The organism is Alcanivorax sp., from assembly GCF_017794965.1.
Taxonomy (GTDB): domain Bacteria; phylum Pseudomonadota; class Gammaproteobacteria; order Pseudomonadales; family Alcanivoracaceae; genus Alcanivorax.
In genome coordinates, this window is the sequence record NZ_CP051240.1 from 2419555 (window position 1) to 2443749 (window position 24195).

General features: G+C 60.6%; 16 protein-coding genes. 7 read left to right on the forward strand and 9 right to left on the reverse strand.

What is annotated here, in order from left to right; translation table 11 throughout:
• Nucleotides 1-108: 108 nt before the first annotated feature.
• Nucleotides 109-1869 (forward strand): autotransporter assembly complex family protein, encoded by a 1761-nt coding sequence (locus HF945_RS10675; RefSeq protein WP_290522592.1) that lies wholly within the window; start codon nt 109-111, stop codon nt 1867-1869.
• Nucleotides 1866-5336 carry a translocation/assembly module TamB domain-containing protein gene (locus HF945_RS10680; RefSeq protein WP_290522593.1) on the forward strand — a complete coding sequence of 1157 codons (3471 nt, stop codon included), beginning with the start codon at nt 1866-1868 and terminating at the stop codon, nt 5334-5336. Before HF945_RS10675 ends, HF945_RS10680 begins: the two co-directional genes overlap by 4 nt.
• Before the next feature lie 463 nt (nt 5337-5799).
• Here HF945_RS10680 and HF945_RS10685 read toward each other — a convergent pair whose 3' ends face one another.
• Both HF945_RS10685 and HF945_RS10690 read right to left on the reverse strand, forming a co-directional pair.
• Nucleotides 5800-6210 carry a PaaI family thioesterase gene (locus HF945_RS10685; protein WP_290522594.1) on the reverse strand — a complete coding sequence of 137 codons (411 nt, stop codon included), beginning with the start codon at nt 6208-6210 and terminating at the stop codon, nt 5800-5802.
• Between the two features lie 47 nt (nt 6211-6257).
• The gene (locus HF945_RS10690) at nt 6258-8609 is read right to left on the reverse strand and encodes a hypothetical protein (RefSeq protein WP_290522595.1); all 2352 of its coding nucleotides are present in this window, start codon (nt 8607-8609) and stop codon (nt 6258-6260) included.
• 156 nt (nt 8610-8765) lie between these two features.
• Here HF945_RS10690 and HF945_RS10695 point away from each other — a divergent pair, with 156 nt between their 5' ends.
• Entirely contained in the window at nt 8766-10484 is a 1719-nt protein-coding gene (locus HF945_RS10695; protein ID WP_290522596.1) for a proline--tRNA ligase, read from the forward strand.
• A 155-nt stretch (nt 10485-10639) separates the two neighbouring features.
• On the opposite strand, the gene HF945_RS10700 is transcribed toward HF945_RS10695, so the two are convergent.
• Nucleotides 10640-11671: a DUF4062 domain-containing protein gene (locus HF945_RS10700; RefSeq protein ID WP_290522597.1), complete on the reverse strand. Its 1032-nt coding sequence runs from the start codon at nt 11669-11671 to the stop codon at nt 10640-10642.
• A gap of 269 nt (nt 11672-11940) precedes the next feature.
• On the opposite strand from HF945_RS10700, the gene HF945_RS10705 reads away from it, so the two are divergent.
• A complete protein-coding gene (locus HF945_RS10705; protein ID WP_290522598.1) occupies nt 11941-12687 on the forward strand; it encodes a ParA family protein in 747 nt (248 codons plus the stop codon).
• 153 nt (nt 12688-12840) lie between these two features.
• Here the strand turns inward: HF945_RS10705 and HF945_RS10710 are convergent, their stop codons facing one another.
• The 3 genes from HF945_RS10710 to chrA all read right to left on the reverse strand — a co-directional run bounded on the left by HF945_RS10710 (nt 12841) and on the right by chrA (nt 17880).
• A complete protein-coding gene (locus tag HF945_RS10710) occupies nt 12841-14535 on the reverse strand; it encodes an acyl-CoA dehydrogenase family protein (protein ID WP_290522599.1) in 1695 nt (564 codons plus the stop codon).
• Between the two features lie 21 nt (nt 14536-14556).
• Nucleotides 14557-15192: a TetR/AcrR family transcriptional regulator gene (locus HF945_RS10715; protein WP_290522600.1), complete on the reverse strand. Its 636-nt coding sequence runs from the start codon at nt 15190-15192 to the stop codon at nt 14557-14559.
• A 1542-nt stretch (nt 15193-16734) separates the two neighbouring features.
• The gene (gene chrA, locus HF945_RS10720; RefSeq protein ID WP_290522601.1) at nt 16735-17880 is read right to left on the reverse strand and encodes a chromate efflux transporter; all 1146 of its coding nucleotides are present in this window, start codon (nt 17878-17880) and stop codon (nt 16735-16737) included.
• 96 nt (nt 17881-17976) lie between these two features.
• Between chrA and recQ the strand changes: the two genes are divergently transcribed.
• Nucleotides 17977-20118, forward strand: a complete 2142-nt coding sequence (gene recQ, locus HF945_RS10725; RefSeq protein ID WP_290522602.1) for a DNA helicase RecQ — start codon at nt 17977-17979, stop codon at nt 20116-20118.
• 33 nt (nt 20119-20151) lie between these two features.
• On the opposite strand, the gene HF945_RS10730 is transcribed toward recQ, so the two are convergent.
• Complete coding sequence (locus HF945_RS10730; protein ID WP_290522603.1) at nt 20152-20589, reverse strand: MgtC/SapB family protein; 438 nt, start codon at nt 20587-20589, stop codon at nt 20152-20154.
• Nucleotides 20590-20759: 170 nt separating this feature from the next.
• Here HF945_RS10730 and HF945_RS10735 point away from each other — a divergent pair, with 170 nt between their 5' ends.
• Nucleotides 20760-20894: a hypothetical protein gene (locus HF945_RS10735; RefSeq protein WP_290522604.1), complete on the forward strand. Its 135-nt coding sequence runs from the start codon at nt 20760-20762 to the stop codon at nt 20892-20894.
• Nucleotides 20895-21099: 205 nt separating this feature from the next.
• Complete coding sequence (locus HF945_RS10740; RefSeq protein ID WP_290522605.1) at nt 21100-22470, forward strand: DEAD/DEAH box helicase; 1371 nt, start codon at nt 21100-21102, stop codon at nt 22468-22470.
• Between the two features lie 380 nt (nt 22471-22850).
• Here the strand turns inward: HF945_RS10740 and HF945_RS10745 are convergent, their stop codons facing one another.
• Both HF945_RS10745 and HF945_RS10750 read right to left on the reverse strand, forming a co-directional pair.
• A complete protein-coding gene (locus HF945_RS10745; RefSeq protein ID WP_290522606.1) occupies nt 22851-23525 on the reverse strand; it encodes a hypothetical protein in 675 nt (224 codons plus the stop codon).
• A gap of 147 nt (nt 23526-23672) precedes the next feature.
• Nucleotides 23673-24161, reverse strand: coding sequence for an activator protein (locus tag HF945_RS10750; protein WP_290522607.1), 489 nt, complete (start codon nt 24159-24161; stop codon nt 23673-23675).
• Nucleotides 24162-24195: the final 34 nt, after the last annotated feature.

The window sequence follows — 24195 nt, forward strand, 5'->3', positions numbered from 1 at the left end:
TTGGAGCCCAACCTTTTCCCGGTTGCCTGGGCGACCTTCAGGCTCCAACCCAGGCAAATTTTCACAACCGGATTTCGTGCCGCACCCTGTTGGCTTACACTGGCAGCAATGACTGACAAGGACCAGGGATTGACCGCCAAGCTGCCAACAGGATGGATCGCAGTACTGCTGCTACTGTTGTTGCCGATCCCCGTCGTTGCCCAGACCAAGCCGGAGCTGATCATCAGCGGCAATGCCAGTGATGCGGTGGCCGCCAATATCCGTGCCCTGATCAATCTTGAGGGCTATGCCTGTCAGCCCCCCAAGGCCCAGTACGGTCTGATCCGCCGCCAGATCCTCAACAATGGTGACAATGCCCTGAAAGCCATGGGCTACTACGAAAGCCAGCTTTCCCTATCCGCCAACACGGACGGCGAGTGCGCCATCGTCACTCTGCAGGTTCAGACCGGCCCCCCTGTACTGTTGACCCATGCGGACATCCGCTTGCACGGGGATGCCGCAGAAGACCCGGTTTTCCAAAGGCTGGTGGACGAAGACGCACTCCACATCGGCGAACGCCTGCAGCATGACCGGTACACCCGGCTCAAACGCAACCTGCAGCAAAGCCTCATCAATCGCGGCTATGTGGAAGGCAAGCTTACCCGCCATGAACTCACCGTGGATACGGAAAAGCGCAGTGCCACTATTGTTCTGATCGTCGACAGTGGACCACGCTACCGGTTTGGTCAGGTAGAGGTGAGCGGCAGCGAATTGGATCCCGATCTGATCCAGTCCTATGTGCAGTTCGAGCAGGGGCAACCCTTTGACAGCAAGCGGGTGCTGGAAACCCAGCAGGCCTATCTGGGTGCGGGGTATTTCAGCGCGGCCAGAATCCAGAAAGGCACAGCTGATCCCCAGGCACACACCATCCCTGTCAGCATTACACTCAGCGACAACCATCGCTGGTCATTGCTCACCGGCATCGGCTTCAGCACCGACACCGGGCCACGGGTGCGTCTGGGTATCGAAAATCGCCGGGTGAATCGCCAGGGGCATCGTTTCCGTGCGGAAACCCAGCTGTCCGAAGTGGAACAGGGGGCCGGGGCCAGTTACCAGATCCCGCTCTCCGATCCTCTCCGTGAGCGACTGGATCTGCATAGCAGTTATGTCAACGAAGACACGGACAGCAACACCAATGAGCGCTGGATGACCGGGGCCGACTACATCGTCGAACTGAAAAGCAAATGGGTCAGCACCCTGTCACTGGAGTATCTGCGCGAGACCTGGCAGATCGCGGATGAGGTGGATCAGGCGGAACTGGTCATGCCCGGATATCAGCTGAGCCGGATCAAGGCCAACGATCCGGTTTACCCCACTTTTGGTTGGCGGCTGAACGGTAAGATCCGGGTGGCTCATCAGGGGCTCTCCTCCACCGCGTCTTTCGTGCAGCTTACACCCAGTGCCAAACTGGTGTTTCCGCTGGTCGGCGGGCGGGTGCTGACTCGCCTGGATCTGGGTTACACCGAAATCAACGATGTCACCGAACTGCCCGCCTCCATGCGATTCTTCGCCGGGGGGGATTCCAGCATCCGGGGCTTCAGCTATGAATCCCTTGGGCCAGAAGATGCCAATGGCGAAGTCATCGGTGGACGCCACATGGCCACCGGCTCCCTGGAGTATGACCATCCCCTCACGGAAAAATGGCACCTCGCCGTCTTCAGCGATGCCGGCAATGCCTTCAACGATGTGGAGGATTATGAATTGCGCCACAGTGCCGGTGTGGGGATACGCTGGCGCTCCCCGCTGGGCCCGATTCGCCTGGATGTGGCTCGGGCGGTGGATGAAAACCGGGATTGGCGCATTCATCTGAGCATGGGGCCAGACCTGTGATCCGGCGCGCGTTTATCGGCTTGTTCGCCCTGATCACCCTGGCACTATTGCTGGCCGGGTTGCTGCTTTATGGTCTGGCAGGTACCGCCACGGGTAACCGCTGGCTGCTAACACAGGTCAGTGACCTGATCCCCGGCGAACTGAGTTTTGAGCACTGGGACGGCAACCTGCTCGGCACGGTCTCCCTTCGTGGCCTGGTCTATGAGAATGACAGCCTCAGTGTGACCCTGAACCAACTGGATGCCCAGCTGCACCCACTCACGCTCACCCGTGGCTGGCTGACTTTCGACGACCTGAGTCTGGGCCATCTTCTTATCAAAACCACCCCGGGCCCTGCAGAAGAGAGCAACAGCACGTCATTACCAGACAGCCTGACCTTGCCGCTGGGCATCCGCATTGAGCACCTGAGCGTAGACTCTGTCACCGTCAATGACACGCAACTGGCACAGACACTGGAGGGCGAAAGCCTGTCTGCCTGGCGCCGTTTCCAGTTGGCCCGACTGGAGGCCACCCTGCTGGACGATCTGGACGTGAACCTGAGCGCCCATGGCCAACTCGCCAGCCCCTATAACCTGGATGGGCGTCTGCGCTGGCGCAAACCGCTGCCGGACAAGGGAGCCGTGGCGGCCGCGCAGACTAGCGGAGAACTGGTTGCCCGTGGCCCCCTGACCGCCCTGCAACTGAACCACGATCTCTACTCGCCTGTGACCCTGCACTCCGCCGGCCACTGGCGCTATCAGGACCAACAGTGGCAGGTAGACCTGAAACACCAATGGCAGCAGCAGCCACTGCCGCTGAGCAACGATCCGGGCCTGACTCTGGATGCTGGCACCCTGATCACCCGCGGGCCACTGTCAGCCATACAGCTCAAAGGAAAAACCGCCCTGACAAGAACGGTGGCAGATCAGCAACCGCAGACCCTGGACATCGAACTTGATGCCCAGCTGGCAGAACAGACACTGACACTGGCAACCCTGACGCTCCAGCAATCCGGTCAGCAACTCAGCGCCAGCGGCACCCTGCAGCTTCAGCCACTACAGTGGGACCTGGCCCTCAACGGCGCCCTGGATACCGGCATGCTGGTCCCCACACTTCCAGGGCAGCTGACCATCGACGGGCACAGCCAAGGGCAGATAAAGGACAACCACTGGCAACTGGAACCCGGCTCACTCCAGGTCACCGGCACCCTTCGCCAGCAACCCCTGAGCCTGCGTGCGCACACCCGGGGCCATGCGGACAATCTGCAGATCGACAGCCAACTGCACTGGGGTGACAACCAGCTTACGCTGGCCGGCAAGGCCTGGCCGGAATGGCAATTGGAGGGCGAACTGGCGCTGGCCAACCTGACACAGCTGGAGCGTTCATTGCAGGGACGCCTGACGGGTAACCTTAGCATTCAGGGGCCTCCCCAGCGTCCACGGTTCAGTGGCACGCTTGCCGGCAATGCCCTGCGACAGGGGGAGCTACAGCTAGACGCCGTGCAGGCCAACTTCAGCAATGTGGGCACAGGCCCACAACAGCAAGCCGTCAAGGTGAGCGCCGCAGGGTTACAGCAGAACGGACGGGGGCTGCTGGACCGGCTGACACTGGACCTTCAAGGAACGCTGCCGGACCATCAACTTACGCTGGCGCTGACCCAGGAAGACACTCGCCTGGACACCCAGCTTGAAGGCACTCTGTCCCTGAACGACAACACGCCACCCCGCTGGGAAGGCGCCCTGCAAAACACCCGGCTGGAACAGGCGCACCTGGGCCAGTGGACCCAACAGGCAGCCAGCGCGCTGTTCCTGTCCGCCTCCCGCCAGCAACTGGGAGAACTGTGTCTGCAACAACAACAGAGCCAGCTGTGTGCCCAGGGTAGCCTGAACGACGCTCAGCAATTCACGCTTGATGCCAATATGAACGCCCTGCCGCTGGCATTACTCACCCCCCTGATTGGTCCGGACCATACGCTGGAGGGCACCTTGCAGGGAGAAACCCGCCTGAAAGGCACGCTGGAGGCTCCCACCGGGGATCTGAAACTGCAGACCCGGGACGCCAGGCTCAGTTTCAATGTGGAAGACGGCCCTGCTCCCTGGCAGCTGGATACGGTGTCACTGGAAAGCCGCCTGGACGGCCAGCAGGCCCACACCCGCTTTGTGCTGTCCACCGCGCTGGGCCAGGTCAATGCCGAGATTGATCATGGCTTTACCCCGGACGCAGCCATGCAGGGCCAGGTCGCCTTTCGCATTGAGCGGCTGTCGGTGGTGGAAATGCTCACCGCCGATCTGCGTGACGTCAGCGGCAAGCTCCATGGGGACATACAGCTGGCCGGCACCCCCCGCGCGCCCATTATCGAGGGCACGATCGCCCTGCAGGATGGTCACACCCTGGTACCCGCCCTGGGCACGGCGTTCAGTGATATCAACCTGCGCCTGACCGGCTCACCCAAGGGCAGGCTTGCCGTGGATGGTCAGGCCCGGATGGGCACCGGCACCCTCAAGGTGACAGGCTATCTGGATCCCAGCCGCTGGCCGCTGGCCCTAAAACTGCAGTTCAGCGGCCAGCGCCTACTGGTAGCAGAGCGGCCAGACGCCCAGGTGTGGGTATCACCTGATCTGACCCTGAGCGGAGACCTGGAAGGGATGATGCTCAGCGGTGAACTGCGCATACCGGAAGCCGCCATTCGCCCCGAGCAATTGCCCGAGGGCGCCATCACCGTCAGCGAAGATCAGGTGCTGGTGCATCAGGAGGGCAACAAGGACCAGGCCCTGCCGCTGGGTATGGACGTGACCGTGAGACTCGGTGACCAGGTCAGTTTCAATGGCTTCGGCCTTAACGCCACCCTGGGCGGCACCCTGCAGATTGCGCAGCAACCCCGGCAACCGCCGCAACTTAACGGTGAGCTGATCGTCGTCGAAGGCCGCTACCGCGCCTATGGTCAGAATCTGGCCATCAGTGACGGACAGCTGATCTTCCAGGGGCAACCGGACAATCCCGGTCTGGATATCCGTGCCTATCGCAAGATTCCCAGCGAGGCGATCACCGTGGGCGTACAACTGGGCGGCACCCTGCAAACTCCGGAAGCCACGCTGTACTCCGATCCCGCCATGGAAACCAGTCAGATCATGTCCTACCTGCTCACCGGCCGCCCCCTGGAAGGCGGCACCCAGAGCGATGCCAACCGCATTGCCCAGGCACTAGCCGTCTACGGCCTGGAAAAAGGCAGCGGTGTGACCCAGAAGATCGGTGACAAACTGGGGGTGGATGAAATTACCGTGGGCAGCGACTGGGAAACCGAAGATGCCGCGCTGATGCTGGGCAAGCAACTGTCAGAGCGGCTCTACCTGACCTACGCCATCGGACTGTTCGATGCCGTTTCCACGGTGATGCTCCGCTACACCCTCTCCCGGAGCCTGCATCTGGAGGCCCGTTCCAGCTCGGAAGCCAACAGCCTGGATCTGATCTGGGAGAAGGAGCTGCGGTAGAGGCACAAGCTACAAGCTGCAACACGTGGACATGCCCTGTTAAGCGGGTAGTTTTATGCTCCGCGCGGGCATGCTCTGAAGACAAAAAGGCACCTCAGTTCCTCGCTTAGGCGCGGATCGCTTGCAGGCAAGCTCCTACAGCCCCGCTTGCCAACAGCGTCAGATGCGTGCTGCAGGAGTTCCCTTCCAGGGGACGAACCTCGCGCAGCGAGGCGGTCGAAGGGGTGGGCGTAGCGAATATCATGCGCTTCTACAGTTGGTACCAAAGGCGTTTCTGGAATCATTACCTCGCTTAGGCGCGGATCGCCCAGGCGAGCTGGGCTCCTACAGTGTCTTCGTGGAAACGCAGTTTTTGTAGGAGCCCAGCTCGCCTGGGCGAATCCGGCCTCAAGGGAAACCGCCGACCTCCGGGAACGTTGGGACCTCTGTTAGCCCTATCAGTGTAGCTCGTAGCTCGCCCCTGTCAGCTAACCGGCAGCGCATAGGTGCCGGTCACGTGGGCCACCATGTCATCGCTGCCCTCGCTGAACAGCTGCACTTCCAGTACCGCCGAACGCCGCCCAAGGCGCAGGATAACCGCCTCGGCAATCAGATCCTTCTGGGCCGGGCGAGACAGGAAGTTGATGTTGAGGTTCTGGGTCACCGCCATCTCCACTCGCCCCAGAGCCCCCAACACCGCCGCATACATGGCCGCATCGGCCAACCCCATCATGGTGGGCCCGGAGATGGAGCCTCCCGGTCGCAGGGTGGAAGGCCGGAACGGACTGCGCACCCTGGCACGGTGTTCGCCGATGGATTCCACCTGCAATCCTTCTTCCGACGCCGCAGGCAACCCTTCATAGATCACCGCCTGCACCTGTTCCGCATTCAACATACTAATTCCTCACAAAAAAGGGCCCAGCCGGGCCCTTTGACAAACACTTAGTGACGTCGTTTCCGCAAGCGGAAATAGAGCAGCCCGAGCAATCCGGTCAGCATGCCAAAGCTGCCGCCGCCACCGCCACCGCCGCCGGAACTGAATCCGCTGCCAGAGACCGCGCCATTTCCGCCGCCGCTGCCGGTCTCGCCACCGGTAGAGCCATCACCGCCGCCTTCACCGCCAGCATTGTCGCCAGACCCCTCAAAACTGGGGGCATCTGACAAATCGCTGCTGACCGCAGTGAATCGATACTGCCCCTGGTACAGGGTGGTGACCAGCAGATCGTCCGTCGCCGGATCAACAATATCCGTTCTCAGCGGCAAGCCCGCCAGGCTACCTTCACCCGCCGGGGTAAAGGTGGCATGACCATCGGCCCCCAGGGTCAACAACCAGCGCTGCAGGACTGAGGCCGTGGAGCCCTGGTTGTCTCCACCATTGAGGTTATACAGCGCATAATAGCCTGCCGAGCCCTGAATGGTCTCTGACCAGGTTGCTGCGCCCAACAAGTTGGGCAGGAAATCCTGCGGCTTGCCCTCGTTATACGCCGGACCGTTCTTGTCGAACAGGGCCGCACTGGCCTCCGGCAAATTGAGGGCAAACAGGGTCTGATCTCTTGAGGCCACCAGTGGCGCCTCAAGCGTCTCTACCGTGTCGTCCAGCACCCCATTAGCGTAGGGCGCCGCCTCAAACATGAACGACCCCGCATCTTCGTTAAAGTTGAGCAGACTCAAATCGTCCACTGCTTTCAGGGCCAGGCCTGAAGCCTCTCCCAGCACCGCCCGGGAATCCCAACCATCGATCTCACTTATCTGGCCTGATTCACTGTCTATATGAATATAGTCATCAAAGCCGCCGCCGGGACCGTGACCGGTGATTATGCTGAAGTCGGGTTGGGATGCGACCTCAAACTGGTACAGCACGGCATGACGACTGGCTTGCACCGTACTCAACCCGAAATAGGATGAACCGTAATCGGCAAAATCCAGGCTGGCATCTTCTTCCAACACACCGGCATTCAGGTCAATGAAAGTCGACAGCGGATCACTGCGTCCGTATCGGTCATAGGCCACTTCATAGACCACGGCCAGCTGATCGTCACTGGTATCGGGGTTGGCCCCGCCAACCACCGCCAGCGCATCCGCACGCCAACGGAGCGGGATGGTGCCCTGCCAGGTCTGGGTTGCCAGGTTATAAACTCTCACCATGGACTGACAGGTGGCATTCCCCTGATGCAGCACGTACGCGAGAGAATGGTCGTCATTGAAGGCCACATGGCGTCCCAATACGCCCTGCTGCAATTGATAGTCCGACAGGCTGGCACCCGCTGTCACAGAGTAAGGCACCTTGCCATCGTCGAAGTCCAGCCCATCAGCACGTTGCGACACCCTTGCCTGCAGGGTGCCCGGCGCACTCTCTCTGAACAGGTGGGTGCCCGGATTGGCGCCGGCGCCCCAGACATGGACCACATCAAACAGCACATCGGGGGTCCCCGCCTTCTCACGACTGTCAAAGGCGAGGGAATGGCCGTAATGAATCAGGTCAGAGCCCCAGTCACGCATTGCTTCGGGCTCACAGGCGATGACCTTGTCGCGTACCACTGACCAGTTGTCATCCTCCGCCTGATCCAGGAAGTGGAACTCCCGGCCCGCAATCCAGCCATTGTAAACGCCATCCAGTGACCATTCGGAGCCATTATCCATCAGGAGCACATTGCCGGTGCCCCCCTCCAGAAAGAAGATATCGTCCGGCTCTTCCAGGTTTTGCCCTGGCGGGATTTGGAAGCGCTCGGACTCGGCAATATTATCCGGATCAAACACCACCGGAAAACTCAAGCGGATAAGATCCTGGCCGTCAGGGCTGTAAAGCGCCTCAAGCGGCCCGGTGCCATTTGCGGGGTAGGCAGCCAGCTGGGACAGTGGCTCCCTGAGCGTCAGATAGGCCGCGCCGCCCGTCGCACTCAGGTCTGAAGTATTGAGCTGGTAAATGGCCTCACCTTCGCTGAAGGCAGCATACACGGTGGTACCATGAACCAGGATATCCGTGGTTTGAGGGAGAGTACGCTGAATCAGACCACTGGCATCACTCAACGGGGCACCGTTGAATCCCCGCTTTTCCACCAACGTCGGGTAGGCGACAAAGATGCCATCGTCAGTGGCATCCACGGCAACGGGGGCCATATCCAATGCCAGGGCATCCACGGTCCCGGCCACCGAGTCGTAGACATAAAGATGGGTTTCCGAGATCAGGTAGGCATTGTCGCCGGCGCGCACGGAATCGATCAGTTCGGCTTGGGCACTGGCACACAACGCCATGCCCAGGGCGCATCCTGACGCCCACTTGAAAAGGTGGTCCATTACTTCCCCCGTTCCCTGTAATTCTTATCAATACTGCTGAGACTTTATTCTGACATTGATTCTAGACAACACTGGCGACAAAAGCCAAGACTGGAGTCGCACCGTCTTTATCCCTAGAATCGTCCCTTTCCCCGAGAACCCTGATACAGAGCCCCTATGCGCACTTCCCAGTACCTGCTTGCCACTGTCAAAGAAACCCCGGCGGACGCCGTTGTCATCAGCCACCAGCTCATGCTCCGTGCCGGCCTGGTTCGCAAGCTGGCCTCGGGCCTCTACACCTGGCTGCCCACCGGGCTGCGGGTACTGCGCAAGGTGGAGAACGTGATCCGCGAGGAGATGGACAAGGCCGGCGCCCAGGAAGTGCTCATGCCGGTGGTGCAGCCCATGGAGCTGTGGGAAGAATCCGGCCGCGCCCCCGCCTATGGCCCGGAGCTGTTGCGCATCACCGACCGTCACAACAACCCTTTCTGCCTGGGCCCCACCCATGAGGAAGTGATCACTGACATGGTCCGCAACGAGATCCACAGCTACAAGCAGTTGCCGGCCAACTTCTACCAGATCCAGACCAAATTCCGTGACGAGATTCGCCCGCGCTTCGGCATCATGCGCTCGCGGGAATTCATTATGAAGGACGCCTACTCCTTCCACACCGACACGGATTCCCTGGCCGAGACCTACCAGATCATGCACAAGGCCTACTGTGCCATCTTCGATCGACTGGGCCTGGACTACCGCCCCGTGGAAGCGGATACCGGTGCCATCGGTGGTGCCGCCAGCCACGAATTTCATGTGCTGGCCGACTCCGGCGAAGACGATATCGCCTTCTCCGACAGCTCCGACTACGCCGCCAACGTGGAACTGGCCGAAGCGCTGGCGCCGGTTAGCGAGCGTGCCGCCCCCGGCGCCGCCATGGAAAAGGTGGATACCCCCAACGCCAAGACCATTGAAGAACTGGTGGAACAGTTTGATCTGGCCATCGAAAAGACCATCAAGACCCTGGTGGTCAAAGGCGCCGAAGAAGGCCAGCTGGTGGCCCTGCTGGTCCGCGGCGACCACGAACTGAACGACATCAAGGCGGAGAAACTGGACGCGGTAGCCGCGCCCATGGAATTTGCCAGCGAAGAAGAAATTCGCAAGGCCATCGGTGCCGGCCCCGGCTCCCTGGGCCCGGTGAACCTGCCCATCAAGGTCATCGCCGACCGCAGCGTGGCGGTGATGAGCGACTTCGGCGCCGGTGCCAATGAAGACGGCAAACACTTCTTCAACATCAACTGGGAACGCGATGTGGCGCTGCCGGACGTGGCCGACCTGCGCAATGTGGTGGAAGGCGACCCGAGCCCGGACGGCAACGGCACCCTGACTATCAAGCGCGGTATCGAGGTGGGCCATATCTTCCAGCTGGGTACCAAGTACTCCGAAGCATTGGGTGCCAAGGTGCTGGATGAAAACGGCAAGTCCGTGGTCATGCCCATGGGCTGCTACGGCATCGGCGTGACCCGTGTGGTCGCCGCCGCCATCGAACAGAACCACGACGACCGCGGCATCCTGTGGCCGGAAGCCATTGCCCCGTTCTCCGTGGCGCTGGTCCCGGTGAACATCAAGAAGAGCCCCCGCGAGCGCGAGCTGGCAGAAAAACTCTACGCCGAACTCACCGCCGCCGGCATCGAAGTGCTGTTCGATGACCGCGAGAAAGAACGTCTGGGCGTGAAACTGGCCGACACCGAACTGGTCGGCATCCCCCACCGCATCGTCATCGCCGAGCGCGGCATGGACAACGGCGTGTTGGAATACAAGGGGCGTGGGGATGCTGAAAATACCGATGTGCCGGTGGATGAGGTTGTGGCGTTCATCAAGGAAAAGCTGGGTGTTAATTAATAGTTAATAATGAATAATTAATAGCTGGCGCGAGCCAGCGCCTGAGCGCCTTAAACGCAAGAGGCCGCGTCCAGACTCTGGACGCGGCCTCTTTGCTTTCAGAACCTAAAAAATCAGGCCCGCGGCGTTATTAATTATTCATTATTAACTATTAATTAGAGCTTCACCGTCCGCTTCACCGCCATCACCTGACTCATGGTGTTGTCGCCATGGGCGGTGAGTTGCCAGAGGGGCAGGCCGCGGCTGTCGGTTTCCTGGGACTTGGCGATCAGGCCCAGGGCACGCAGGTGGATCTTGAGCTGGTTGAAGGAGTGCGCCGCCAGCACCACGTTGCGCACAGCATGGGCGCGGGGGAAGTCTTTCTGCACATCGCCCAGGGCCTTGCGCACAATGAAGTCTTCCAGGGCTTTCTGCATCACGGGCTCAGAGGCCGGGTTCAGCATTAGCGGCGCCACGCAGGAGAACGCCTGATCCCAGCTGAGGCGGGTGGTGACCATGGCCAGCTTGCAGTCACCGCCTTCATAGACGTTACAGGAGTAATCCAGCGCCACCTGGTCATTGCCCCGGGACAGGGTCTTCAGGGGAGGCCGGGACTGGGCCAATGCCTCTTCCCGTTCTTTCTCCAGCTCCTGAATACGGGCCTTCAGACCGTTGGTGTCCGCCCCACCGCCGCTCCCGGCCTGATCGGCACGCACCCAACCCGTGGCACGGTGTTCGCGCATCAGGTTTGGCAACACCTTGCGGGCCACCTCGGTGAGGCCGGCCTCGGTGCTCCAGCGAAAGCACGGCACTTTTTCTTCCAGCAGGCGAACAAAATCATCCCGTCGCACCATGCCATCGCGGGTGCCTTCCTGTTGATCGTCTCTGAGCAAGGAGGGGTTATCATGGATAAAGGCCACCACCGGTTTGCGCTTGGTGGCCGCAAAGATATATTCACGGTGAACTTCGCTGAGCCCCATGGGAGACAGGTGCCCATAGCGACCGCCGACGATCAGCACGAAGTAGTCACTGGTCTCGATCAGCTTCTGGATCACCGGCAGCAGGGTATTACCATCGGCAGCGGCACTGTCCAGCCCGGTGGGGATCATGCCGTTCTCGATCATGGGCAACATCAGCGCCTGCCGCGCTCCCTGCATATCGGGGTATGTGGCACTGATAAAGACCTGGTAGCGTTTTGAAGCGGTCACCCTGGTTCCCTGTTCCTTTGGCTTTTTGCCCGCTCAGGGCATTGGCTGGTCGGCTATTAAACAGCCTGTCGACCAGCATCACAAGAGATGCCCCCAGACTGGCACTACCGTCACAGGCAGGCAAAATGGGACATCGGCTTCGATCATGCTAGCCTGAGATCAACAATAAAGGTAGCCGTGAACCCTGTTCCCGACCGTAGGAACCCGGTGGATTCACGGCTATAGTACAGGCCACCACTGCTTTCGACTTGCTGACAGGATAGAACGCCATGCAAACCATTGCCTTTTATAACCTGAAAGGGGGCGTCGGGAAGACCGCCTCGGCGGTGAATGTCGCCTGGCATGCCGCCCGCTGGAAGCATCGCACCCTGCTCTGGGATCTGGATCCCCAGGGCGCCGCCAGCTTCTATCTGGGCGTGGATGATGGCGACGGCTACAAGGCGGGCAATGTACTGAAAGGCAAGCAGCCCATTGGCAGGCTCAAGCGGGAGACCCGCTGGGCCAATCTGGATGCCATCCCGGCAGATATCTCCATGCGCAATGCGGACATCAAGCTGAGTGAAGGCGGCAGCGCCAAAAACAAGCTCAAACAGCTGATCGCCCCGCTGGGCGAGACCTACGAGCTGGTCATTCTGGATTGCCCCCCCACCCTGAGCCCGGTGGCGGAAAGCATCTTTGCGGCAGTGGACTACCTGTTTGTGCCAGTGATCCCTACCCACCTGTCGGTACGTGCTTTCCAGCAGGTACGCGACTGGATCGACAGCAAGAACTACAAGAACCTCACCGTGGTGCCGTTTTTCAATATGGTGGACCGCCACCGCGACCTGCATGTGGAAATGCTGGTCAAGCGTCCCAAGGTGATGAAGGGAGGTCTGAAAACCTGGATCCCCTACTCCACCCACGTGGAGCAGATGGGCGACCACCGCGCCCCCGTCGGCGAATTCGCCCCCTACACCCCCAGCGCCCAGGCGTTTCGGGCGATGTGGTTTGAGATTGCGGGCAAGCTGAAGCTTTAATTAATAATGAATAGTTAATAATGAATAACGTCGCGAGACGGGTTTTCGTGTTTTGAAACGCATGAGGCCGCGCCCAATGTTTGGGCGCGGCCTCATTGCTTGGCATTAAGACAGTCGCTGCTCGCGCAGCTATTAATTATTCATTATTAACTATTAATTGCTCTCCCACGGGTTCGCCCTCGCCAGAATCCGGCCCAGGTCCAGCCCCCGCGGCAGGGTCCCGTAATTGCGGTCGCCGTGCTGACCGAGACGAGAGGCAATAAACGCCTCCGCCACAGACTGATTCCCCGCCGCTACCAACTGGCTGGCCTGCATGGTCAGCGACAACCGGTCGACGATGTTACGGGCACGGTACTGGGCGTCTTCCATGTCACCGAATTCCTGTTTAAGGGCATCGACGGCCTGGTCCAGTCGCGCATCGCTACCCCGGGTCTTGCCCTGTTCGGCAAACCAGGTCTCCAGCACCGCCGGAGTCTTGGCCAGGGCGCGCAGCATGTCCAGCGCCTGCACATTACCCGAGCCCTCCCAGATCGCATTGATCGGCGCCTCGCGGTAAAGCCGCGCCATGATGAAGTCTTCGGTGACCCCGTTGCCACCGAGACACTCCATGGCTTCGTAGGCATGGAAGGGAGTGCGTTTACAGATCCAGTATTTGCCCGCCGGCAGGCCAAGGCGCAGCAACAGCTTTTCGTGTTCGTTTTTCGGGTCCAGGGTGGACTGGTCCAACGCCTCCCCCATACGCATGGCAATCGCCAGCGAGCCTTCCACTTCCAGCTGCAGGTCCGCCAGCACATTACGCATCAACGGCTGGTCCAGCAGGGTCTTGCCGAACGCCGCCCGACCGGAAGCATGGTTCACCGCCTGAGCCACTGCCTGACGCTGGCCAGCCATGGAGCCGATCATGCAGTCGAAGCGGGTCATGGCCACCATTTCAATGATGGCAGGCACGCCGCGGCCTTCCTCGCCCACCATCCAGCCCAGCGCGCCGCGCAGTTCGATCTCGGAAGAGGCGTTGGACACGTTACCCATCTTGTTTTTCAGGCGCTGTACCTGGATCGGATTCTTGCTGCCATCCGGGCGCCAGCGCGGCACCAGAAAACAGCTCAGGCCATTCTCGGTCTGTGCCAGCACCAGGAAGGCATCACACATGGGAGCGGAGGTGAACCACTTGTGGCCCACTAATTCGTAGGCTTCACCGGGACCCTCGGTGCCGATGGCCCATGCACGAGTGGTGTTTGCCCGCACATCGGAGCCACCCTGCTTCTCGGTCATGCCCATACCAATCGTCAGTGCCTGCTTTTCATAATGCGGCACATTGCGCGGGTCATAGGCGTTGTTGAGAATTTTCGGGAGCCACTCTTTCGCCAGTGACGGGGTCAGACTAATAGACGGCACCGCGGCAAAGGTCATGGTCAGCGGACAACCGTGGCCAGCTTCCACCTGGGCCTGCAGATAACTCTGCGCAGCCCGGGCGACGTGGGCGCCGGGCTTCGGATCCGTCCAGGGCGCGGAATGAATGCCTGACTCCAGGCCCAGAGACATCAGCCGGTGGTAGGACTCGTGATACTTGACCAGGTCCACCCGATACCCCTGACGATCATGGGAAAAGAACTGCGGCTTGTGCTCGTTGGCCAGAAAGCCCCACTCGATCACTTCCGCCGTCCCGGTTTTGGCACCGTGGGCTGACAGTTTCGCCTCTGCCCAGCCAGCACCATGCCGTTGCACCGCATCTCGCAGGGCGTCGTCGGTGTCATAGGGGTTGTAGTCCTCCAGCGCCCGGGCCTGATTGAAGACCTCATGGGTCTGGGCCAACGGGTCCGGTTTGAGGGTGTCGTGTTTGGCATTCATGGTTGCTCTCCCAAAAAATGGTTACGCCGTCTTGTGCAGCGTTTGCAAGTTGTCAGTCGATGCCTGTGCGCCGGTGGCGCGCAGGCAGAATTGGGTCAGGGATTGCGCCAACCCGGCCTTGGGCAACGGATCGGACAGAGGTCCCACCAGCGCCTCGGCAATGGCGCCCACCATGGCCGCGGCAGTCACTGCGGTGTCCTGTTCAGGGAGCTCTCCCAACCGCACGCCCTCGGCCAGAAACTGCTGGTACAGCTCGGCATAACGCTGGCGATAGACCAGACGCTCGGCATCCACCGCCGGATCCACCGGCTCGGCGATCAGCGACCAGGCCAGGGTCGGAGCGACCTGGGCACGGCGCACAAAGGTTTCCAGCACATGGGACAGCCGGCGGGAAAAGCCGCCGTGCAAGGTCATGGCATCGGCCACCGCCGCCACCTCCCGCTCGGTCGCCAGCCTGAAGACTTCTGCTGCCAGCACCGGCTTGTTCTCGAAATAGCGATACAGCGTGCCCACCCCGACACCAGCCTCAGTAGCCAGGGTCTGCATGGTCAGGTTGGCAAAGCCACCCTTGCGGACCAACTGCTCGGCACTGCGCAGCAGATGCTCCCGCTGGGCCGCCTTGCGGGCGCGGACGTTGTCAGTTTCCCGGTAGGCCATGATCGGAACCCATGTTCATTTCTTTTAAGAAGTGAATCATGGTTCCGGACTTGAGGCAAGGCCGGTGGTCGGGGTGGAGATGAGTTGAAAGTTGAAAGTGCAAAGTTGAAAAGCGCGCTGGAGGTGATCGTGCTCCGGCAAGCCGTGCCCGCGCAATCACCAACTGACATTGGCGTTCTTTTATCGCGTAAATGCTGAAGATGGCTGTAGCGCCAGTTATTCGGCTCCGCTCACCCCTTCGGGGCCGCCTTGCAGGCTCCTTTGCTTCACTCGGTGAGGCGCGAATTTGCCGTGATCGTGGTCCCCGCCTGGGTGACACGGTATCTGCTGATATGTCATCGCAATCTGACAGGTGTTTGTCCTCGCCGGACGGGCCCAAAGGGAGAAACTGGCTCCCCCTCTGGACTCCCCGCCACCCCGACTCCGTTCGGCCTGCTTCGCAGGCACACTCCGGTACTCAGGGTCTGACGGACGCAAAAAAGACTCGCTCCGCTCAGACAGGTTTTTTGCTCTACGCCGCCAGATCCTTCCGTTCCTCGACTCACTCTAACGGGGAAGGTGCCGTGCTGATGTTGTTGGTGCGTTTTCATGGCTGAGCGAGTGAAGCCGGGGGGGGTATGCATGCCCTCAGTTAGCCATGTGCCTCCCCGATTAAAAGCCGTCTGTTCAAATGCTGCTGTAGGAGCCTGCCTGCAGGCGATCCGAGCCTAAGCGAGGTAAAGAAGAGAGTGACGAGAAGCGAGTTTCGAATACCGGGGTTCGAAAACCTAAAACCTGTGGAAAGGAACCCGGTTTGGAATTTTGACTTTCAAAACTAGTCTCTCGCAACTCGAAACTGATTACCTCGCCAAGGCTCGGATCGCCTGCAGGCAGGCTCCTACGGTGAGGGAGCGGGGGACGTTTTGGCATGGCGTGTTGCCGCCGCAGCGCGGCCCCAAAAAATGCGTATCCCCTAATTAGCCCTTGTCTGCGGGCGGGACGGAGCGACGATAAACGCAAATTTCGCGCCTCACCGAGCGAAGCGAAGGAACGCCTGCAAGGCGGCCCCGAAGGGGTGAGCGGAGCGAATAACTGGCGCTCCTACAGCAACCTTGAGCGTTTGCGCGATAAAAGAACGCCAATGCCACCAGCGCGGCATCTTCCCCGTTAGAGTGAGTCGAGGAACGCAGCCCTGTGACGGCATAGAGCAAAAAACCTGTCTGAGCGGAGCGAGTCTTTTTTGCGTCCGTCACAGGGCGAGTACCGGAGTGTGCCTGCGGAGCAGGCCGAACGGAGTCGGGGCGCGGGGGAGTCCAGAGGGGTGTCGCGTTACACCCCTTTGGGCCCGTCCGGCGAGGACACGCTCACATCATGATGCGATGACATATCAGCAAAAGTCATGTCAGTCAGGTGGGAGCCACCACAACCGTCGATTCGCACCAGGCAAAAGCAAATTGGCAAATTGAGGACACGCATGTCCCCATGAAGCGCGCCCTCTGTATCTCTGCCCAAACGTCCTCTCCCGCGCCTTTCAACTTTGAACTTTAAACTTTCAACTGTCCTTTACAGCGCCCCAGCCACTACCCCCAGCCCTGCCATCCCCAACACCATCCCCCACAAGGGCACCTTGCCGCTGCGCAGCAGCGCAAAACCCGCCACCACCACCAGCAGGTCCCCAAACCCGTGCACTGCGGACACAAAAACCGGCTGGTACAGCGCCGCCAGCAACAACCCCACCACCGCCGCATTGATACCCGCCACGGCGCCGGCCAGGGCCGGGCGGGAAGACAGCCATTGCCAGCCTTCCATGACGCCCAGCACCAGCAAGAAACCGGGCAGGAAGATAGCCAGGGTGGCTGTCAGCGCCCCCAGCCAGGGACTGGACGGCAGTAATACAGCACCCAGATAGGCCGCCAGTGAAAACATGGGACCGGGCACCGCCTGAGCGGCGGCATAGCCCGTCAGGAACTGATCCGGGCTCAGCTTGCCGCCCACCAGTTCCTGCAGCAGTGGCAGCACCACATGGCCGCCGCCAAACACCAACGAGCCGGCTGCATAAAAATCTTTCCACAGCACCCACAGCCCACCACCAAACAGCAGCGGTACCAGTGCCAGCAGTGCAAACAATAGCAACGGCTTGGGGCGCCAGACCGGTGCAGATTGATCACTGTCCGCCGCCTCGGGTTGCGCCGGTCGCAGAGCCTGCCAGCCCACCGCTGCGGCGACCAGAAGCGCCAGTATCTGGCCCGGCAGAGAGGACCAGACCAGCAACAGCAAGGCCACGGCCACCGCTAGCCCCCGGGTCAGTGGTGACGTACAGAAGCGCTTGCCCATGTTCCAGACGGCATCGGCCACCACGATGACGGCCAGCCACTTGAGCCCGGTAATCGCGCCCCCCTGTAGCCACTCCGGCAAGGACGACGCATAGATGGCCAACAAGGCCATGACCAGGAAGGAAGGCAGGGTAAAACCGACAAATGCCGTGAACGCGCCGGCCACCCCACCGCGCACCCGGCCAATGGCAAAGCCCAACTGGCTGGAGGCCGGCCCGGGCAGGAACTGGGTCAGCGCCATCAGGCGGGCAAACTCGGCCTCATCCAACCACTGCAGTTCCTCCACGAAACGGCGGTGAAAATAGCCCACGTGGGCCGCCGGTCCGCCAAAGCTGACCAGGCCCAGCACCAGAAACTGACGAAAGATATCTTTCATGGCTGACTCAAGAATCCGTTAATTTCGCACTGGAACCTACCACACTCCGCGGTCAGATGGATGTCAGACGCCGGGCGCTACCGGTATACTCCGCCCATGCAATCTGACGCCCACTCCGTTCTCCAGCATGTGTTCGGCTATCACCAGTTCCGTGGTGAACAGCAGGCCATTATCGACACCCTTGTCAACGGCGATGACGCCCTTGTGCTGATGCCCACCGGGGGCGGCAAATCCCTGTGTTACCAGATCCCGGCACTGGTGCGCGAGGGGGTTGGCATTGTCATCAGCCCGCTGATTGCGTTGATGCAGGATCAGGTGGACGCCCTCAAGGCACTGGGGGTCAAAGCGGCTTTCCTGAATTCCACCCTGGATTTCGGGCAGGTGCGAGAGATCGAGGATGGCTTGCTCAATGGCGAACTGGACATGCTCTACATTGCTCCGGAGCGCCTGATACAGCCCCGCACACTGTCCCTGTTGCAGCAAGCCAATATCGCATTGTTCGCCATCGACGAAGCCCACTGCGTGTCCCAGTGGGGCCATGACTTCCGCAATGATTATCTGCAACTGTCGCTGCTGCACCGGGATTTCCCTGCGGTGCCACGCATTGCCCTGACCGCCACCGCCGACCAGCGCACCCGCACCGAGATTGCCGAACGGCTGGACCTGACCCAGGCACGCCATTTCGTCTCCAGCTTCGACCGGCCCAACATCCAGTACCGCATCGAACGCAAGGACGGTGCCCGTAACCAGCTGCTGCGTTTTATCCGCAGCGAGCACAGCGGCGATGCCGGCATCGTCTACTGCCTGTCCCGCAACAAGGTGGAAACCGTGGCCGAGTGGCTGTGCCAGCAGGGCATCAATGCCCTGCCCTATCACGCCGGTCTTGCCGCCAATGTGCGCGAAAAGCACCAGCAGCGCTTCCTGCGTGAAGACGGCATCGTGATGGTGGCCACCATTGCCTTCGGCATGGGCATCGACAAACCGGACGTGCGCTTCGTGGCGCACCTGGACCTGCCCAAAAGCATCGAGTCCTACTATCAGGAGACCGGCCGGGCGGGCCGCGATGGCGAACCGGCCACCGCCTGGATGGCCTATGGCCTGGAAGACGCCATCAAGCTCAAACAGATGCTGGCCCAGAGCAACGGCAACGAGCAGCACAAGCGCAACGAGAACCAGCGCCTGGAAGCGATGCTCGGCCTGTGCGAAGTGACCCATTGCCGCCGTCAGGCGCTGCTGCACTACTTCAATGAGGAGCTGACCAAGCCCTGCGGCAACTGCGATACCTGCCTTAATCCGCCGGAAACCTTCGACGCCAGCGTGGCCGCGCAGAAAGCCCTCAGCTGCGTGTACCGCACCGGTCAGCGCTACGGCGCCGGCCACCTGATTGATGTGTTGATCGGCAACCGCAGTGACAAGATTGCCAGTGCCGGCCACGACCATGTCTCCACCTGGAACATCGGCGGCGAATACAGCGCCACCCAATGGAAAAGCATCTACCGACAACTGGTGGCCCGGGGTCTGCTCAGCGTGGACATGAACGGCTACGGCGCCCTCAAGCTCACCGACACCTGCCGCCCCTACCTGCGCGGCGAACAGCCCCTGCACCTGCGCAAGGAGCTGGCCAAGGCGAAGAAAGCCACCACCCGCAAGACCCAGGCACATATCGCCGAAGCCGACCGCAGCCTGTGGGAAGCCCTGCGTGCCTGCCGCAAACGGCTGGCGGACGAGGAAGGCGTACCTCCGTACGTGGTATTCCACGATGCCACCCTCATGGACATGCTCGCCATTCGCCCACGCAACCGCCGGGAAATGGCCGCGGTCAGCGGGGTGGGGGATCGCAAGCTGGAAAGCTACGGGGATGAATTTCTGGCGGTACTCAACGGCAGTGACGGCGACGACGCCAGCGGTGTAGCCGAGCCCGCCGGTCCCGATCGCAACGACATCCTGGCCCTCGCCCAGGCCAACATGGCCCCGGCCGAGATTGCCCGGCAACAGAACCTGAATGAACAGACCGTGTACCGTGAGCTCAGCCAGCTGATCGTGGGCGGGCAGGTGGGGCTGGAACAGGCGTTGGGTCTCAGTGAAGTGGAAATCGGTATCATCCAGGACGCCCTGCTTAGCCAGCCCAATCTGGCCGAAGACTCCTTCAGCTACCGCCAGATCAAGGAATACCTGGCCGATGACTGGCCCACGGGGGTGCTCCATTGCGTGCGCCAGGCCATCCTGGCGGCACAATAACCCAGGTTCAGAAAGGACGCCCCCCAGGGAGGCTCATGACGCCTCCTCGTCATCCTCGCGCTTGAATGATCGCGAAAACTGCAGGATCAGGAAATTGATGATCGATAGCACCAAGGCGATTTCATACCGGCTGTAGGCCACCGAAATACCGATGGCCCCTGTATTCCAGAGACTTGCTGCGGTAGCAGTCCCGCTCACATTGCCCCCGTTTTTCAGAATCGCACCGCCGCCGATAAAGCCCATCCCGGTGATCAGGCCATACATCACCCGGGCTTCCGCATCCGAGCCGGTGTAGACCTGCATGCCCACCAACATGTAACCACAGGCTGCAATCGAGACCAGGGGAAAGGTCCGCAGCCCGGCGCCCCGGGCCATTTGCTCACGGTTCCATGCCACAGGAAGGGCCAGCACAAAGGCGATGCCCAGCTGATACAGGTGGGTGAGCACCTGCTCCCAGTCCAGTTCACTCATACATTACCTCCCTGTTCCAAGTGTGATGCACCAAGTCACATGCTATCCGGAAACACCTCTCACACTCTGTAAGAAAAAGCTTACAAGCTTGCAACAGTTTCTCCCGGACTAGCCCCATAGAGTATGAATATCTCTTCACCACAACCCTGACGTGAACACGGGAGCGCACAATGGAAAATGAAACCATGCTGGATCTGGACTGGATGCCCAGCGGGATGGACGCCATTTTTGAAGATGCCCATGCCGATATGGATGGCCAGTGGGAATCTGTGCAAAGCCAACAGCAGGACACCCGGGCAGCCTGATCCGTTGTCGGACACTGGCCGCCCTGCGCCTGCCTTTGCCCCGGATCTCCGCGGGCAACATCACTTGATCACCGCCTCCCAGCCCTGCACGTATACCTCCCGCAGGCACCCTGATCTTCTCTATCCCCTTGAACCGACAAAAGCCCTCGTCGCGAGGGGCCGAATCAGTTAGGCTTGCCGCCCATTTCGCGCTGATTGATCCCTGATGCATTTTTCCGAACTCGGGCTCTGTGAAGCCCTGCAAAACGCCGTGGCCGACAAGGGCTACGACACCCCGTCCCCGATTCAGGCCCAGGCGATCCCTGCGGTACTGGATGGCAGGGATGTGATGGCCGCCGCCCAGACCGGTACCGGCAAGACTGCCGGCTTCACGCTGCCCCTGCTCGAACGACTGCGCAAGGGCAAACCCGCCAGCAATAATCAGGTCCGGGCGCTGGTGCTAACCCCCACCCGGGAACTGGCAGCCCAGGTGGGCGAAAGCGTGGCGACCTACGGCAAACACCTGCCACTCAAGTCCGCCGTGGTGTTTGGCGGCGTCAAGATCAATCCCCAGATGCAACGCCTGCGTGGCGGCGTGGATATTCTGGTGGCTTGCCCCGGCCGCCTGCTGGACCTGTACCAGCAAAACGCCGTGAAGTTCGACAATCTGGAAGTGCTGGTACTGGATGAAGCGGACCGCATGCTGGACATGGGCTTCATTCACGATATCCGCAAGATCCTCAGCAAGCTGCCGCCCAGGCGCCAGAACCTGATGTTTTCTGCCACCTTCTCGCCGGACATCCGCGCACTGGCCAAGGGGCTGGTGAACGATCCGGTGGAAATCGATGTGAGCCCGCGCAATACCACCACCGAGCTGGTCAGCCAGTGGGTAGCCCCGGTGGACAAGAAGCGCAAGGCCGCCCTGCTCACCCACCTGATCCAGGAACATAACTGGTATCAGGTGCTGGTGTTCAGCCGTACCAAACACGGGGCCAACAAGCTGGCCAAACAACTGGAAGGCAACGGCATCGAAGCGGCCCCCATTCATGGCAACAAGAGCCAGAATGCCCGTACCCGGGCGTTGGCGGACTTCAAAAGTGGCAAGATCCGGGCGCTGGTCGCCACCGATATCGCTGCTCGCGGCCTGGATATCGAACAGCTGCCCCAGGTGGTGAACGTGGACCTGCCCAACGTACCGGAAGACTACGTTCACCGCATCGGCCGTACCGGCCGGGCGGGGGCCACCGGCCAGGCCATTTCCCTGGTGAGCGCCGATGAATTCCAGCAGCTCAGTGATATCGAGCGGCTGACCCAGCAACATCTGGAGCGCCGTATCGTGGCAGGGTTCGAGCCCGGCGAACCACTCCCCCAGGCTCGTGCGCTTCAACCCCCAAAACGCAAGCGCCCCAAGAAACCGAAAAAACCCGGTCAGGGCCAGGGACAAGCTCGCAGCCAGGGCAACCAGAAAGAGGCCAAACCGGCGGGCAATCGCCCACCTCGTGGCAATAGCAATAACGGCAACAAGCCGGGAGGCAACGGCCAGCAACGCCGCCGTCGCCGCCCCAGCGGCAACCGGGCACAAGCCAGTAAGGCCTGATGCCTGACGAAAAAAAGGCCCGCCCGGAAAACCGGGCGGGCCTTTTTGCATCAGTAAAAACACTCGCTATACCCCGCCGTAGGAGCCCAGCTTGCCTGGGCGATCCGAACGACAGCGAGGTAAGGAGTCCAGAAACGAATCCCGAAGCGCAAACCCCAAACAACGTTCATGCTTCCGGTCTTGCCTTTCGAAACTCGCTTCTCGCAACCCGAAACTTTATTCCCTCGCCAAGGCTCGGATCGCGAGCAGGCTCGCTCCTACAGCGGCTCCGTAGAAGCGCCCCAACCAGGAACACACCAACAACATCAACAAGACATCAACCACAAAAAAGGCGCCAGTCGGCGCCTTTCCTGTTTTCACGTGTGCGTGCTTGCGTCTCTTTACCGCTGCATCAGCAAGGTGGCGTAGTGCCCCATGTAACCCTTCAACTCGGCATCATTCAGATCCTTGAGGACCTTGTTGTTGACCGAGTGAACGGCCTTGCGACTGCCATCCACGCCCACATTCAAGGCTTTCTGGGTCACAAAGCCAATCTTCACTTCCTTGGTGTTCACCAGAAAAACATCATTGATGATCTTGTCGGACAGCTCACTCATGACACGGGTTACCAACGCGAGATCCTCGGTGCCACGGCCTTCTGCACACATTTCACAGGCCTTCTGGAAGTCCCTGGCGAACGCATCTTCCACCGGGAACGCAATATAGGGGTGGTTGCCATTATCATCACCCGCCGCCCAGTACATCTCCTTCACATTCGCCAGCACAGGCGCGAATTCGGCATTGGTCACTTTCTTGAAGATCTGCCGAGTGAGCATGCTGGATGCCTTGCCCGCTGTGGACACGGCAAAATCAATCACCTTCTTCTGGCCCCCGGACAGGTTCGCCATATTGGCCGGTTCGACCAGGAAAAGGCTGATGATACGGTCGGTCAGGTGGTCTGCCATGTGAATGAACTTTTCGGCGCTATCCTTGCGATCGTGCTCAACGGCGTGAATAAAATCTTCGGTGCTGTTCACCAGCGCCGGGTTCGCGGGAATCGCCACCACGTTCTGCATGTGTGTAATCCTTGCCTGTTGGTTTCAATCAGGGTCTGACCCAAGAAAAAGGCAATATTAAGTGCCCGCGGCAGGTTGTGGAACCGCCATAGGGACCAGATTACAAAGCGAATACGTCAATACCGCAAAGTGTCTACACCTCCCCCCTCAGGGGGAGGGGGAGCGGGGATGGATCTGGACCGGTGGCGTGGTCAGCATGACCCCGTCCATGGCGCAATCCGGGCCCAGCGTGACTGCATCGAAGGTGGCACCCGCATTGTCATTGGTCCAGCCGAGGGTTACCGGGCCGGGGCCGCAGATGCCGCCCAGCAAGGGCACCCTTACCTTCACCTGCATGTCCTCAACGGTAAGCTGGCCGGGGTGATCGACCTGGCCCTGCCAGGGCAAACCCAGCGCCTTGATGCTCTTGCACAGGGGATTGAACCCGCCAAAATGCACGGCCGTGACGGTGATTTCCCCGTTGTCAGCCACCTGGCCATCAAACCGGGTATGGCAACTTACCGGGATGCTGCCCTTTTTCAGGGCGAGATCACCACTGGCGGAGAAGTCGCCGGCAGGGAGCACAGTGACCGGGGTAGACGCCATGGCGGTGCCTGCCTGCGCCATAAGCAGTACCGTTACGATATTCCTTATCATTATTATTGTCCTGCCAATTTATGCGTTGGCATGG

Bases quoted from the DNA above. Each gene is read 5' to 3' on its own strand.
- HF945_RS10675 (WP_290522592.1), top strand. From the start codon at position 109: ATGACTGACAAGGACCAGGGATTGACCGCCAAGCTGCCAACAGGATGG.
- HF945_RS10685 (WP_290522594.1), bottom strand. From the start codon at position 6,210: ATGTTGAATGCGGAACAGGTGCAGGCGGTGATCTATGAAGGGTTGCCT.
- HF945_RS10690 (WP_290522595.1), bottom strand. From the start codon at position 8,609: ATGGACCACCTTTTCAAGTGGGCGTCAGGATGCGCCCTGGGCATGGCG.
- HF945_RS10695 (WP_290522596.1), top strand. From the start codon at position 8,766: ATGCGCACTTCCCAGTACCTGCTTGCCACTGTCAAAGAAACCCCGGCG.
- HF945_RS10705 (WP_290522598.1), top strand. From the start codon at position 11,941: ATGCAAACCATTGCCTTTTATAACCTGAAAGGGGGCGTCGGGAAGACC.
- HF945_RS10710 (WP_290522599.1), bottom strand. From the start codon at position 14,535: ATGAATGCCAAACACGACACCCTCAAACCGGACCCGTTGGCCCAGACC.
- HF945_RS10715 (WP_290522600.1), bottom strand. From the start codon at position 15,192: ATGGCCTACCGGGAAACTGACAACGTCCGCGCCCGCAAGGCGGCCCAG.
- chrA (WP_290522601.1), bottom strand. From the start codon at position 17,880: ATGAAAGATATCTTTCGTCAGTTTCTGGTGCTGGGCCTGGTCAGCTTT.
- recQ (WP_290522602.1), top strand. From the start codon at position 17,977: ATGCAATCTGACGCCCACTCCGTTCTCCAGCATGTGTTCGGCTATCAC.
- HF945_RS10730 (WP_290522603.1), bottom strand. From the start codon at position 20,589: ATGAGTGAACTGGACTGGGAGCAGGTGCTCACCCACCTGTATCAGCTG.
- HF945_RS10735 (WP_290522604.1), top strand. From the start codon at position 20,760: ATGGAAAATGAAACCATGCTGGATCTGGACTGGATGCCCAGCGGGATG.
- HF945_RS10740 (WP_290522605.1), top strand. From the start codon at position 21,100: ATGCATTTTTCCGAACTCGGGCTCTGTGAAGCCCTGCAAAACGCCGTG.
- HF945_RS10745 (WP_290522606.1), bottom strand. From the start codon at position 23,525: ATGCAGAACGTGGTGGCGATTCCCGCGAACCCGGCGCTGGTGAACAGC.
- HF945_RS10750 (WP_290522607.1), bottom strand. From the start codon at position 24,161: ATGATAAGGAATATCGTAACGGTACTGCTTATGGCGCAGGCAGGCACC.